The sequence below is a fragment of the Dorea sp. YH-dor226 genome, from assembly GCF_039832105.1.
Classification (GTDB): domain Bacteria; phylum Bacillota; class Clostridia; order Lachnospirales; family Lachnospiraceae; genus Dorea_A.
In genome coordinates, this window is record NZ_JBDOHS010000005.1 from 76,205 (window position 1) to 90,033 (window position 13,829).

Here is a 13,829-nt window from a genome sequence, read left to right on the forward strand (position 1 = left end):
ATACGAATAAGAAAGGATTGCCGGAAATACCATTTATCAGCCTGATATATGCAATTTTTCAAGAAAAGCTGAGGTAAGCGCATCAGCGTCGAAGCGTTCTTGTAAAAATTGCATAGATAAAGAATGATAAAAAATTTTCGGCAATCCTTTCTTTTTATGAGCTGAATTATGCTCTCCAGCATTGATTCAATATCTTCACCGCATCTTTAATATCCTGTTCTGCAAGGTTCGCATAACCCAGAAGAATCGTCGGTTCTGTCTGATTCTCCTTCTCAATACAATAATCTGACAATCCATATACACGGATATCCTTTTCCAATGCCCGATCTATCAGTTCCTTTTCTGACAGTCCGTTATGAAAAGTCAGAAGGAGATGAACTCCTCCATGCTCTCCGGAGATACTGCAGATATCTTCCAGCGGGCGAAGAGCCTCAATCAGCACATCATGTCGGTTCTTATATAATGCTCTTGTCTTATTCAGATGTCTCTCATAATATCCATCCTCAATAAACTTCTGAACAATCTGCTGATCCACCTTGGAAACCGTAGAATTTACGAAACTGCTTCTGGTACGATATGCATCCATCAGTGTCCACGGAAGTACCATGTAACTGAGTCGGATCGCAGGAGCGATTGACTTTGAAAACGTTCCCAGATAGATTACCTTATCCTGAACATCATAACCCTGAAGTGCCGGAATCGGCTTGCCCTTATATCTGAATTCACTGTCATAATCGTCTTCCACGATATATCTTCCCGGCTTCTGATAAGACCATTTCAAAAGCTCCATTCTCCGCCGGATCGGCATAATAATTCCGGTCGGATACTGATGTGACGGCGTCACATAGGCAATATCTGCTCCCGATTCTTCCAGCTCTCTGACATTCATTCCATACCTGTCCAGCGATACAGGAACCGTCTGATAGGCCATCCCGTTTGCCACCCGGTATGCCTGCTTATATGTGGGATCCTCAAAGGCGATTTTGTGTTCCGGACCAAGGATCATTCCAAGGAGCATAAATATATAATCACTTCCTGCCCCGATCACGATCTGCTCCGGGGAGCAGTTCACTCCCCGGGCCTGATACAGGTAATTACTGATTGCATTGCGGAATCCGGCCTCTCCCTGTGGATCACCGGACCGGAATAATTCTGTCTTATCATCAATCAACACATCTTTCGAAAGCTTTCTCCAGACATTGTACGGAAAGCTCTTTAGATCAACACCATTCGGCGTAAAATCATACCGATAGACTTTTTGATCTTTTTTCCTGATCGGTATCCGGTCCTGTCCCTTTTGCAGATGATACAGCTCATCGATCTGTGCCACAAAAAAGCCGCGATAAGGTACGGATTCAATATATCCCTCTGACAAAAGCTGCTCATAAGCAAGCTCTACCGTACTTCGACTGACCTCCAGATACTTTGACAAGGCTCTCGTTGACGGAAGTTTCTCTCCCTGCGGAATCTTTCCGCTCTGAATATCCAACTTAATATAGTCATAGATCTGCTCGTACAGCGGTTTTTTTGAATGAGGATTTAGATTTATCGTCAGTTCGTTCATAGCTGATCCACACTGCCTATTTTGGCAGTTTAAATGAACTCTTCAGTGATACGATACGGTTAAACACCAGATTCTCCGGAGTGGAATCCTTAGAATCAATACAGAAATATCCATTTCTGACAAACTGGAAGCTGTCATGCGGGCCTGCTTCCTGGAAGCTGTTCTCCACATAGCATTCTTTTAAGATTTCCAGAGAATTCGGGTTCAGATTCAGAGAACCATCTTCTTTATTGTATACGCCCTTTTCTTCATCGATGAGATTTTCATAGAGTCTTACTTCTGCCTTCTTTGCATAAGGCGCTGCTACCCAGTGAATCGTCCCCTTAACTTTACGTCCGGTAAATCCGCTTCCGCACTTTGTCTCCGGATCATAGGTACAATGTACAACTGTAACATTACCGTCAGCATCCGTCTCATAACTTTCGCATTTTACAAAATATGCATGCATCAGACGCACTTCATTGCCCGGGAAAAGGCGGAAATATTTTTTCGGCGGATCGATCATAAAATCATTACGTTCAATATAAAGTTCCCGACAGAACGGAACTTTTCGCATACCAAGTTCCGGATTCTCCATATTATTATCCACATCCAGATACTCCACTTCTCCCTCCGGATAGTTATCGATCACAAGTTTGATTGGATCCAGTACTGCCATCATACGTGGCTTTTTCAGCTTCAGATCTTCCCGGATACAGTATTCCAGCATCGCATAATCTACAGAGCTCTGGCTCTTGGATACTCCGCACATCTCAATGAACATCTTAATAGACTCCGGTGTAAATCCTCTTCTTCTGAGAGCCGCAATGGATACCAGCCTCGGATCATCCCAGCCGTCCACGATACCATCCATGACCAGCTTCTTAATATATCTCTTTCCGGTAACCACATTCGTCAGATACAGCTTGGAGAATTCAATCTGGCGCGGTGCCGGATCAAATTCACATTCTTTTACCACCCAGTCATACAGTGGTCTGTGATCCTCAAACTCCAAAGTACAGATGGAATGTGTGATATGTTCCACTGCATCCTCGATCGGATGAGCAAAATCATACATCGGATAGATACACCATTTGTCTCCGGTATTGTGATGCGTCATGTGCGCCACACGATAGATAACCGGATCACGCATATTGATATTCGGAGAGGCCATGTCAATCTTTGCACGAAGAACTCTCTCCCCGTCTTTGCACTTTCCATCCTTCATCTCCTCAAACAATCTTAAGTTTTCTTCAATAGAGCGATTCCGGTACGGACTGTTCTTTCCGGGCTCCGTTAATGTTCCACGATACTCACGGATCTCCTCAGCTGTCAGATCACAGACAAATGCTTTTCCCTTTTTGATAAGTTTGACCGCACACTCATACATGACGTCAAAGTAATCGGATGCAAAATACAGATGCTCTTTCCAGTCTGCACCAAGCCATTTTACATCTTCCTTAATAGATTCGACGAATTCCATATCTTCTTTCATCGGATTCGTATCATCAAATCTCAGATGAAACGTACCGTTATATTTCTTTGCAAGTCCTGAATTCAGAAGAATAGACTTTGCATGTCCGATATGCAGATATCCGTTCGGCTCCGGCGGGAATCTGGTACATACTTCACTGTAAACTCCTTCTGCAAGATCCTTATCTATTTCCTGTTCAATAAAATTTTTAGAAACTGTTTCTTCTCCCATAGGTCTCCTCCTTGTAGATACTTCAATTATGCTCATTATCTTATCATAAAAAATATAGCGAAACAAGGTTGATTCCACCTTTTCGCCAGCTACAGACGATTTTTCAGCAATACGAGCGCCTGAACTATGATCGCCGCATGATCTGCTGCCAGCATCCCCATCTCTTCGACAGAATACTTTTCTTCCCTGATCAGTCCACACGTCATATCTCGTTTTACCACGGCCGTTGTGTCAAGCTCACGGTCTGCATTTTCTATGTGAAGTACATAGAGATCCTGCTCCCGATCCTTTGTCCATTCTGTCTGCTTTAACTCCAGTCGGACATCACACCATGCTGCATCCGCTGCATCATCTCCCGCCTGTACCTCTACCTGTTTCTCTTCTACCAGTGCCATATATGCTGTTGTGATCACACGTGTTCTGGGATCCCTGTCGCAATCTCCATATGTCCCGATCTGCTCCATCACGAGGCCTTTCACCCCGGTCTCTTCTTCCAGCTCCCGTCTGGCCGTATCATCCAGATTCTCATCCAGATTAATGAACCCTCCCGGCAATGCCCAGTATCCGATACTTGGATGATTTTTTCTCTTCACCAGCAGAATTTTCAGGCCCGAAAGAGACGCCTCCAGCTGATCTGTATATGCAAATATAACCGCATCCGTCGTGCAGCTCGGTGTACGATATCTGTATGGATCATACGCTTCCAGAAATTCCTCCAGTGTCTGTCCATTTGCATTTTTTTCTCCTGTTCCTTTAAATCTTGACACATCTTTTAAAAATGACGGCATACTTTTTTCCTTCTTTCCTTTTCTACATTTATTTTTTTAACGTCATCCAGGTTCCTTTCCATGCATAGAGAATGATCAGAATCATTCCCATAATCCAGGATAACGGATATACGCACATCAGTCGAAACAATTCATGAACCTCATGAAGCGCCACCGTAATCCAGATTACACGAAATACACACAAGGAAAACAGAATAATCAACATCGGCTGAAGTGTATGACCGGTTCCCCGGATACTTCCCGCCATGACATGCAGGATCGAAAGAGACCAGTAGAACGGACAGAAAAACTTCATAATATAGACTCCATATTCCACTACTTCCCGGTTATCCGTAAATACGCCTATCACCTGAGGTGCAAAAATCAAAAGCAGAATTCCTGTTATGATCGTATATATCACGCTCATTGCCAGCGAGACATACATTCCTTTTTTTACACGGTCATATCTGCCAGCTCCTGTGTTTTGTCCGACAAATGTGGTAGCTGCTGTACTGAAGCTCATAACCGGAAGAATGTTAAATCCGTCAATCTTAATATAAGCCGCAAATCCCGCCATCACATCCGCACCAAAACTGTTCACACTGGACTGTACGATTACATTGGAAAATGAGATCACCACATGTTGAATACCGGTCGGAAGTCCGACTTTAATAATCCTTGCCGGCAACTGGTCATAGAACCGGATCTCCTTAAGCCTCACCTGATAGCATTCCCTGCTGCGAATCAGAAAACGCAGAATAAAAATGCAGGACAAAAGCTGACTGATATCCGTTGCCAGAGCAGCTCCGACAATTCCCATATGAAACACTACAACCAGCAGAAGATCCAGTAAAATATTGGAAACTGCCGCAATGATCAGATAGATCAGTGAACGTCTGGAATTGCCTACCGCATTCAAAATCCCCGCGGACATATTGTAGATGACAGAAAAGAAAATACCGCCAAAATAAATCTGAAGATACAGAACTGCCTGTCCAAACACCTCCTGTGGTGTTCCCATCACTCTTAAAAGTACCGGAACCAGAAGGACTCCGGCTATCGTCATAAAAGCACCTGCCACCACTGCAATCGCAAGTGTTGTATGAACTGCTTTTCTTACTCCTTCTCTGTCCTGCGCGCCAAATAGCTGTGCGATCACGACTCCCGCACCTGCAGACGCTCCCACGCAGAATCCGATCAGAAGATTAATAACCGATCCACTGGAACCAACTGCCGCAAGAGCCTCGCTTCCAATATAATTTCCCACAATGATCGAATCCATCGTATTATACAATTGCTGAAATAAATTCCCCAGAATCAGCGGAATTGCATAAAACAACAGGTTTTTCCAGATAGCGCCTTCTGTCATGGCTGTTGTCTTCTTCATATCCTTTTCCTCTTTTCTTCATACCAAAGAAAAACCCTTGATAATCATCAAGGGTTTTCCGTAAGCTGCCTAGCGGAATCGAACCGCCGACCTCCGCCTTACCAAGGCGACGCTCTACCGACTGAGCCAAGGCAGCACGCATATGTGATATGCAACATTGATAATATACAATATTAGAGGTCGATTTGTCAACCTTATTCTTTTATTTATTTTCTGATTTCAATATCTTTTCTGTCTTGCCCTTGATTCTCTGAAGCGCATTGTCAATCGTCTTTGGACTGCGGTCCAGAAGTCTTGCAATCGTCCGGTAATCTGTTCCAAGCAGATGAAGGTACAGCACTCTGTTTTCCAGATCGCTCAGACTTTTCTCCAGACGGCTTTCGATCAATTCTGCAAATTCCCGGCTTACAAACAGTTCCTCCGGATTGGTCTCTTTCGAAGCTTCCACTGTATCGATCAGAGAACTCTGATCTTCTCCTTTTTCATACAGGGAGACATAACTGTTCAGCGGACTGTGTTTCTTTCTTTTGGAAGCCTCGATCGCTGAATACATCTGTCTGGTAATACACAGCTTGGCAAAACTGAAAAAAGAAGTCTCCTGTTCTGGATCATAGTCCTGCACAGCCTTGAACAGTCCGATCATCCCTTCCTGAATCAGATCGTCATTTTCTCCGCCGAGAAGATACATGGCATTTGCCTCCTTGCGGACCAGATACTTATATTTCTCCATGATATAGTCCATGATCTTTTTGTCTCCGCTTCTTTGCATCCGGATCAGCTGCTCATCCGTCATCTGATTATAATTCGTCTTTCCCATTCTACTGTAATCTCTGTCTGACGATCTCATAAGCCAGTACACCTGCTGCCACAGATGCATTCAGAGAGTCAATATCTCCTTTCATCGGAATGCTGGCAATATAATCACAGTGATCTTTTACCAGCCTGCTGACACCCTCCCCTTCATTTCCGATCACCAGTCCGATCGGTCCTTTCAGGTTCAGATCATACATGGAGCTGCCTCCCATATCGGCACAGACAAACCAGAGGCCTTTTTCTTTCAGTTCCTCCATCGTCCTTGTCATGTTGGTCACTTTTGCCACAGGTGTATAATTCAGAGCTCCTGCCGAAGTCTTTGCCACCGTAGCCGTAAGTCCCACAGCCCGCCTTTTCGGAATAATCACTCCGTGTGCTCCTGCTAGATTTGCCGTACGGATGATCGCTCCCAGATTATGCGGATCCTCAATGTTGTCCAGAAGGATCAGAAATGGATCCTCCCCGCGCTCTCTGGCAAGTTCCAGCATATCCTCTACTTCTGAATACTCATAAGCCGCCGCAAGTGCAATCACTCCCTGGTTCTTTCCCGTTGCGGACAACTGTGACAGTCGTTCCTTTTCCACAAACTGGATCAAAGTATCATGCTTCCTTGCTTCTCTTACAATCGTTCGTACCGGACCATCCTGACACCCGTCCAGTACATACAGCTTATCGATCGGCTTTCCCGACCGGAATGCCTCCAGAACGGCATTGCGCCCTTCAATCATATTTTCATTCACATGTTTTTCGTTATTCATACAGACTCCTTATACACTTTCCAGACTATCTAATCCTATTTTAACCAGATCCAGCATTCTTTTCCACTCTTTTTTCAGATACAGATATCCCATCAGAGCCTCAAATCCTGTCGCTCTGCGGTAATCGGTAATAGACTGGTTCTTGGCGGGTGATATACTTTTGGCATTTCTTCCTCTTTTATACACTGCATGCTCATCCTCCGTCAGATGTTCCTGTATCGTACGCATCATTCTGGACTGCGCAGACGCCTGTACCAGAGAACTGGTCATTCGGTGCAGTTTCTGTACCTGTTTATTCCCTTCATTGATCACCAGGGATTTGATGATCAGATCATAGATGCTGTCCCCGATATATGCCAAAGTAAGAGGTGAATATTCTCTGATATCCACCTCCTGCATTTGAAACAAGTCCTGCATATAAGTGTCAAACTGCCACTCTACGCTCTTTTCCATTGTACTCCTTCTCGGGTATCTTTTAATACAATACCCTTCTCAAGTAATTCATCTCTGATTGCATCCGCTCTGGCAAAATCCTTTGCCTTACGCGCTGCCTGACGCTCTTCGATCAGTTTTTCGATCTCTTCGTCCAGCATTTCTTCCTTTTTATCTACGATCAGTCCGAGAACATCGGTAAGCTTCACCAGAAGATCAAACATAGCCTGAAGATATTCTCTGGAACTGTCTGCTGCCACAGTTGTATTGATATATTTCACCAGATCAAAAACTGCTGCCACAGCATCTGCCGTATTGAAGTCATCGTCCATCGCAGCTTCAAACTTCTGAACGAATTCATCTGCCTTTGCATATGCTTCTTTCTCTTCTTCCGTGATGGCTTCTGTTTTCGCATTACCCATTAAGAATTTCAGGTTGTCAGCTGCATTGACAATACGTTCCAGACCATTCTTGGATGCTTCCATCAGATCGGCACTGAAGTTCAGCGGACTTCTGTAATGTGCACTCAACATAAAGAATCTCAGTACCTGAAGATCGTACTGCTCGCTGATTTCACGAACCGTACGGAAGTTGCCGAGAGATTTGCTCATCTTACGGTTATCAATGTTCAGGAATGCATTATGCATCCAGTATTTTGCAAATTCCTTGCCGTTGGCTGCTTCACTCTGAGCAATTTCATTTTCATGGTGTGGGAATACCAGATCTTCCCCACCTGCGTGGATGTCGATCTGCTCTCCCAGATATTTCTTTGACATCTCAGAGCACTCGATATGCCATCCCGGACGTCCTTCACACCATGGAGAAGTCCATGCCGGCTCTCCTTCTTTTTTCGGCTTCCAAAGTACAAAATCCAGCGGATCCTCTTTCTCATCCTCTCCGGTTACCAGAAGAGAACGTTCACCGGAGCGAAGATCATCCAGGTTCTTATGGGAAAGCTTTCCATAATCCTTAAACTTTCTGGTACGATAATACACGGTACCGTTTTTCTCATAAGCATATCCCTTGTCGATCAGCGTCTGGATCATATCTACCATCCCACAGATTTCTTCTGTCGCCAGAGGATTCTTGGTTGCCGGCTTGATATTCATGCCATCCATATCTTTTTTGCACTCTGCAATATAACGCTTGGATATCTCATCAGAAGAAACGCCTTCCTCAATCGCCTTTTTGATGATCTTATCGTCTACATCCGTAAAATTAGACACATAATTTACATCATAGCCTTTATACTCAAAATATCTTCTGACGGTATCAAATACGATCATCGGCCTTGCATTTCCGATATGGATAAAGTTATAAACAGTCGGACCGCATACGTACATCTTAACTTTTCCTTCTTCCAAAGGTACAAATTCTTCTTTTTGTCTGGATAATGTGTTAAATATTTTCATCGTTCTTTTCCTTTCCTTCTAATGTTTTCGAATGATCCTCTTCTTTACAGTTTTTACATTTCATCTGTTTTTCCATCTCGAGGATCTGTCTGTGCATTCGCAGGTTGTCTTCCTGCAGTGCCATGATATCATTGCTGATCGGATCCGGAAGATGTACCTGATCCAGATCCAGACGCGGAATCTTCTCATCACCCATCTTCACAATTCTTCCCGGAACACCTACAACCGTACAGTTCGGCGGCACTTCTTTGAGAACGACACTGCCGGCCCCAATCTTGGAATTCTCCCCAATGGTAAATGAACCCAGGACCTTCGCCCCGGCACTGACCATAACATTGTCCTTCAGCGTCGGATGACGTTTTCCCTTTTCTTTTCCGGTTCCTCCAAGGGTTACTCCCTGATACAGTGTAATATTGTCTCCGAGCTCAGCTGTCTCTCCAATGATCACGCCACTTCCATGATCAATAAAAAGCCCTTTTCCGATCTTTGCTCCCGGATGAATCTCGATTCCCGTCTTTCTGGCTGCTCTCTGAGAGATCCATCTGGCCAAAAAATAATGTTTTTTCAGATACAGCTTATGTGCAACCCTGTAATGCAGAATTGCCTTAAAACTGGAATACAGGAATACCTCCATATTAGACTTGATTGCAGGATCTCTCTCCCTGATCACCTGAATCTCCTCTTTCACATATGATATCATACCCATGACAACCTCTCCTTTTGATTCAACTGAATAAGTTTTTATAGCGTAAAAAAACTTCGTCTCCTGCAATACAAGAGACGAAGTATATCCGCGGTTCCACTCTTATGAAAGAATCTCTTCTGTACCATCCCGTAAGACGAACGAAAACATTCTACACTCAATACACGTAACGTGTGTAATCCCGTATCCGGCTAATGATCCTTCCGCATCAGATACTCACATGCAGTCAGTCTTTTCACCAGATCGACTCCCGGACGCACTTCACAGCTACTTTGCTTAAAACTGCTTTCAGCCGGTGACAGTTTTTCTCTGAAAGCTCCATAATCTGCTACTCTTTCCGTTCTACGTCTTTGCCATATTGATTATATATTATGCGAAAACGCAGAATTTGTCAACCTATTTCCACCGAATCTCCACCTTAAACAGATCTGCCTCTGTCTCAATCTTCAGCTTTCCTTTCTGAAGTTCCACAAAACTTTTCACGATTGCAAGGCCGAGACCGGATCCTTCTGTATTTCTGGAACTGTCTCCCCTTACGAAACGTTCCGTAATCTCCTCCGGATTAAAGTCAAGCTCTTTTGCAGAAACATTTTTCATGCGCACTATCGTTTCTTCTCCTTCCCGGCAGATATCCACATAGACCCTCGTATGAGGCAGCGCATACTTCACAATGTTCATCAGCAGATTTTCAAAAATGCGGTATGTCTTCTGACTGTCCAGCGATACAATAATCTTCTCCGGATCGAATTTGCACCGGAAGTCGAGATCTGCTTTCGTAATCTTATCCTCCAGTTCCAGTTTGACCTGCTTGAAGAGATTCACAATATCCACATCCGTGATATTCAGTGTCACATTTTTGCTGCTTGCCTTGCTGACTTCAAACAAGTCTTCGATCAGCACCTTCAGACGCATGGACTTGCGATCCAGGACATCGATATATTCCTTTTGTTTTTCCGGATCCTTTTCCTCCTTCAGAAGATTCACATATGTGATAATCGCTGTCAGCGGCGTCTTCAGATCATGTGAAACATTCGTAATCAGTTCCGTCTTCATGCGCTGACTCTTTACCTCTTCATCCACCGCTTTTTTGAATCCTGTCTGAATCTTCTCAATCTCTGTTTTAAACGGTGCGAATATGCCAAGATCTTCCGTGATCTCTACTTCCAGATTGCCTTTTGCGATCTCTTCTGTAGCCTTTAACAGTACGGCATACTTTTTCTGCAAATCTCTGTAAACCTTTCGGATAATCAGGAATAATACAACCGAATACACAACCAGTGCCATAATTCCAAAAAACCAGAAGCAGCAGATTGCTGTCAGAATCACAAAATTCCATAACACTATTTTCAGGATTATCCGGTTGTTCTTTTCCTTGAAATCAATACTCATAAATGCCTGATATTCTTTCCTGATCCATTCTCTTCCTTTATTGACCACGAATATCACCGCCTTCTTTATGTATCTCCACACCGGGCAGATCCATGTACGTTCTCTTATATATGTCCGGACTCCCATCACAAAGATCTGGCGCACACAGGATGCTGCCCAGTAAGTAACCGCAAATACAAGTGTCCAGACTGCAAAATCCAGAATATCTATCATCCCCTTGCTTCTTTTGAGCAGCCACCCGCACTGATTGAATGCAACGACAGTCACTGCCAGAAAGACAGCTGCCGCCGCCTCAAAAGGAGCCTGAAAGATCTTTTCTCTACCGGTCTGCAAGAAAGGGATCGCCGGATAAAGGCATGCCAGGATTGCCAAAACAGCCATCAGCATTGCAATCATACTGTACATCTGATCCGGTGCATCCATTCCCTCGTAATACCAGTCATCCAGATACGTCTGCATATTATCTTCTGTCATAGCAAACAGATACGTCCGATTTTGGGGAACCGAGAGTTGTTCTTTCCACTCCTCATGATTTTCGTCAAACCGATTCAGAATCTCTCGAAGATATGTCGTCTGCTCCTTCTTATAATCACTCTGCCGGATGGTAACCTCAGGCGTCCCATTTTCATCATATGTAATAATCATTCCAATGGCATAGGAACTCAGTTTATTTTCCGACAGAGACTGTTCGGATTCCACAACACTTTTTGTTATGATTTTTCCATTCTCATCCTTCACCTGATATTCCAGATACGGATAAAAACAGTCGAAATCATTCAGTTCCTCCGGCATATAGTTTCCCATCCATTTTCTTAATTCTTTCTGATCATTTTCTTCCGTATTCTCTGAATTATACAGAATGTATGAAGTCTCTATGAACTGCTCCAGAAAACTCTGTGACGTAGCCGATGACCGTTTGGCACGTTCCGCCTGTTTCTGCGCCTCCTGATACCATCCGTGATACTGCGCCATCACCATGATTGTCGCGGCAATCATCGTAAATGCAATCCATATTGCCGCAAGTTTATGCCTGTTTTTCAATTTTGTATCCAACACCCCACACCACCTTCAAATATTTTGGATTTTTTGAATCGATCTCTATTTTTTCACGGATATTTCTCACATGGACCATAATCGTATCCGTATTTACTGCCCGTTCATTCCACACTCGTTCATAGATCTCTTCTGCAGAAAAGATTCGTCCCGGATTCTTCATCAGCAGCAGTAAGATCTTATATTCTGTCGGTGTCAGTTTCACTGTTTCTCCATCCACTGTCACTTCCATCGTATCCTCATTGATCTCCAGCCCGCCGATCGTATGAATATTGGCATGTTTTTCGTTATTTTTCAGACGTTCCATAAACCGGCGGTAACGCCGAAGCTGGGAATTCACCCTGGCCAGAAGCTCCATCGGAGTAAATGGCTTTGTTACATAATCATCTGCTCCCATATTAAGTCCCATGATCTTATCTACCTCTTCTGATTTGGCAGATAAGAATATCACCGGAAAATCATACTTTTCCCGCAACCGGATCGTCATCTGAATCCCATCCATCCTTGGCATCATTACATCCACGATCGCCAGATGAATTTCCTCTCTTTCAATAACTTCCAGTCCTTCCACACCATCCGCCGCCTGGTACACCTGATACCCCTGACTCCGCAGATAGATCTTTACACCTTCTCTGATCTCTTTATCGTCTTCCACCACCAGAACATGATTCATTTCCATTCCTGTCATTCCTCTCTTTCTCCCTGTATTAAGCCGAACCTTTCTGCAACGGGAGACTTTTTTCTGTTATTATACTACATACGGATTCTTCCGGATATCTTTTCATCGCCGACGGCCGGTGACAGGATACGATTCCGTAACAATCAAAACATACTGTGATTCTGGAAAACGGCAGTGATGACTCAGCATCCTTTTTCCAACCGGTCTGACACCCATAATATTCTCTGCTCCTTTCTCTTTCCAACATCATGCGGTAATCCATCTCCGCTTTTTTGGCAATACAGGACATATGATAGCCATCCGCAGTATGTAATGCACCGTCTTTCAGCTTCCTGTATCCTTCTTTGTGATTCATCATCATACATACCTGTTCCGCAAATTCATCCTCATTTTCCTCTACGAGATACCCGTTTTTCCCATTTCTTACAATATCGTGCACTCCACAGGCATCTACCGCAATTACCGGAAGTCCGGCCGCCATCGCTTCAGCCAGTACAATCCCCTGTGTCTCAGAAAGAGAGGCAAATAAAAATGCATCGCTCGCAAAAAGATGTAACGTGTCCTGATCTTCTCTGCCTGTTCCTGATCCGGCTGATAGGAGGCATCTTCAAGTCCGGTAGGAAGTATCTGAACCATGGCACTGTCACTCTGACGCTCAATAAAAGCTTTCATATCCATAGACGGTGCGTATATCATACTGCATTTTCTCATATAAGCAGACATATAACATGGAAGCCCCCTCCTGCACACATTCTGTAGAAAATGCTCCGCATTGTTCTCCCTCTTTTTCGAAAACGGATTCAGGTAATGCAGATATTCCTCATAACGCGTATGGTAGGTATACACCAGCGGAATCTGGTACCTTTGACTGAGCCGGACAGCCACATTTCCAATCAGCATCGGGTGATGCGTATGAATCAGGTCAAAGTCTCTGCACGCAAATTCCTCCTGAATCTTAGAATCCAGCACATTGGGAATTACCATTCCATTTTTCATGCACCTGGCAAAGGAACGATACCTTACGATATCTTCTCCGGCATCATCCTCATACCCTTCGTACTCCGGTGCAAACACACATACTTCATGACCCCTGAGACGAAGTCCCTGCGCCAGGCGTTCCACTGATATCGGCACACCTCCGACAAAAGGTTTGTAATTATTGGTCATCATCGCAATCTTCATATCTTA

General features: G+C 44.1%; 13 protein-coding genes, 1 tRNA gene and 1 other annotated feature. All 14 genes read right to left on the minus strand.

The genetic code is table 11. The features are described from left to right. Positions 1-166 precede the first annotated feature (166 nt). The 14 genes from ABE547_RS06080 to ABE547_RS06145 all read right to left on the minus strand — a co-directional run bounded on the left by ABE547_RS06080 (position 167) and on the right by ABE547_RS06145 (position 13,823). Positions 167-1,564 (minus strand): PLP-dependent aminotransferase family protein, encoded by a 1,398-nt coding sequence (locus ABE547_RS06080; protein WP_347377927.1) that lies wholly within the window; start codon positions 1,562-1,564, stop codon positions 167-169. Positions 1,565-1,580: 16 nt separating this feature from the next. Then, on the minus strand, positions 1,581-3,248 hold the full coding sequence (locus tag ABE547_RS06085) for a glutamine--tRNA ligase/YqeY domain fusion protein (RefSeq protein WP_347377928.1): 1,668 nt from the start codon (positions 3,246-3,248) through the stop codon (positions 1,581-1,583). A gap of 89 nt (positions 3,249-3,337) precedes the next feature. Then, positions 3,338-4,036 (minus strand): NUDIX hydrolase, encoded by a 699-nt coding sequence (locus tag ABE547_RS06090; protein ID WP_347377929.1) that lies wholly within the window; start codon positions 4,034-4,036, stop codon positions 3,338-3,340. A 28-nt stretch (positions 4,037-4,064) separates the two neighbouring features. Continuing rightward, a complete protein-coding gene (locus ABE547_RS06095) occupies positions 4,065-5,402 on the minus strand; it encodes an MATE family efflux transporter (protein WP_347377930.1) in 1,338 nt (445 codons plus the stop codon). Between the two features lie 63 nt (positions 5,403-5,465). Further along, positions 5,466-5,538, minus strand: a tRNA-Thr gene (locus ABE547_RS06100). Between the two features lie 66 nt (positions 5,539-5,604). Then, on the minus strand, positions 5,605-6,249 hold the full coding sequence (gene sigH / locus ABE547_RS06105) for an RNA polymerase sporulation sigma factor SigH (RefSeq protein ID WP_347377931.1): 645 nt from the start codon (positions 6,247-6,249) through the stop codon (positions 5,605-5,607). Continuing rightward, the gene (rlmB, locus tag ABE547_RS06110; protein WP_347377932.1) at positions 6,221-6,973 is read right to left on the minus strand and encodes a 23S rRNA (guanosine(2251)-2'-O)-methyltransferase RlmB; all 753 of its coding nucleotides are present in this window, start codon (positions 6,971-6,973) and stop codon (positions 6,221-6,223) included. The genes sigH and rlmB overlap by 29 nt, the downstream gene beginning before the upstream one ends. 9 nt (positions 6,974-6,982) lie before the next feature. Then, positions 6,983-7,426, minus strand: a complete 444-nt coding sequence (locus ABE547_RS06115) for a ribonuclease III domain-containing protein (RefSeq protein WP_235249343.1) — start codon at positions 7,424-7,426, stop codon at positions 6,983-6,985. Next, on the minus strand, positions 7,411-8,817 hold the full coding sequence (gene cysS / locus ABE547_RS06120; protein WP_347377933.1) for a cysteine--tRNA ligase: 1,407 nt from the start codon (positions 8,815-8,817) through the stop codon (positions 7,411-7,413). The genes ABE547_RS06115 and cysS overlap by 16 nt, the downstream gene beginning before the upstream one ends. Continuing rightward, positions 8,804-9,523, minus strand: coding sequence for a serine O-acetyltransferase EpsC (gene epsC, locus ABE547_RS06125; protein ID WP_347377934.1), 720 nt, complete (start codon positions 9,521-9,523; stop codon positions 8,804-8,806). Before epsC ends, cysS begins: the two co-directional genes overlap by 14 nt. A 67-nt stretch (positions 9,524-9,590) precedes the next feature. After that, positions 9,591-9,874, minus strand: a binding site (T-box leader). Positions 9,875-9,916: 42 nt separating this feature from the next. Then, positions 9,917-11,965 carry a sensor histidine kinase gene (locus tag ABE547_RS06130; RefSeq protein WP_347377935.1) on the minus strand — a complete coding sequence of 683 codons (2,049 nt, stop codon included), beginning with the start codon at positions 11,963-11,965 and terminating at the stop codon, positions 9,917-9,919. Beyond that, a complete protein-coding gene (locus ABE547_RS06135) occupies positions 11,934-12,641 on the minus strand; it encodes a response regulator transcription factor (RefSeq protein ID WP_347378025.1) in 708 nt (235 codons plus the stop codon). Before ABE547_RS06135 ends, ABE547_RS06130 begins: the two co-directional genes overlap by 32 nt. Positions 12,642-12,669: 28 nt before the next feature. Further along, positions 12,670-13,140 carry a glycosyltransferase gene (locus ABE547_RS06140; protein ID WP_347378026.1) on the minus strand — a complete coding sequence of 157 codons (471 nt, stop codon included), beginning with the start codon at positions 13,138-13,140 and terminating at the stop codon, positions 12,670-12,672. Then, positions 13,101-13,823, minus strand: coding sequence for a glycosyltransferase (locus tag ABE547_RS06145; RefSeq protein WP_347377936.1), 723 nt, complete (start codon positions 13,821-13,823; stop codon positions 13,101-13,103). The genes ABE547_RS06140 and ABE547_RS06145 overlap by 40 nt, the downstream gene beginning before the upstream one ends. Positions 13,824-13,829: the final 6 nt, after the last annotated feature.

Excerpts from the sequence above, each read along its gene's own strand:
- epsC (WP_347377934.1), bottom strand. The coding sequence starts at position 9,523 with ATGGGTATGATATCATATGTGAAAGAGGAGATTCAGGTGATCAGGGAG.
- ABE547_RS06090 (WP_347377929.1), bottom strand. The coding sequence starts at position 4,036 with ATGCCGTCATTTTTAAAAGATGTGTCAAGATTTAAAGGAACAGGAGAA.
- ABE547_RS06080 (WP_347377927.1), bottom strand. The coding sequence starts at position 1,564 with ATGAACGAACTGACGATAAATCTAAATCCTCATTCAAAAAAACCGCTG.
- sigH (WP_347377931.1), bottom strand. The coding sequence starts at position 6,249 with ATGAGATCGTCAGACAGAGATTACAGTAGAATGGGAAAGACGAATTAT.
- ABE547_RS06135 (WP_347378025.1), bottom strand. The coding sequence starts at position 12,641 with ATGGAAATGAATCATGTTCTGGTGGTGGAAGACGATAAAGAGATCAGA.
- ABE547_RS06085 (WP_347377928.1), bottom strand. The coding sequence starts at position 3,248 with ATGGGAGAAGAAACAGTTTCTAAAAATTTTATTGAACAGGAAATAGAT.
- cysS (WP_347377933.1), bottom strand. The coding sequence starts at position 8,817 with ATGAAAATATTTAACACATTATCCAGACAAAAAGAAGAATTTGTACCT.
- ABE547_RS06115 (WP_235249343.1), bottom strand. The coding sequence starts at position 7,426 with ATGGAAAAGAGCGTAGAGTGGCAGTTTGACACTTATATGCAGGACTTG.
- ABE547_RS06095 (WP_347377930.1), bottom strand. The coding sequence starts at position 5,402 with ATGAAGAAGACAACAGCCATGACAGAAGGCGCTATCTGGAAAAACCTG.
- ABE547_RS06145 (WP_347377936.1), bottom strand. The coding sequence starts at position 13,823 with ATGAAGATTGCGATGATGACCAATAATTACAAACCTTTTGTCGGAGGT.
- rlmB (WP_347377932.1), bottom strand. The coding sequence starts at position 6,973 with ATGAATAACGAAAAACATGTGAATGAAAATATGATTGAAGGGCGCAAT.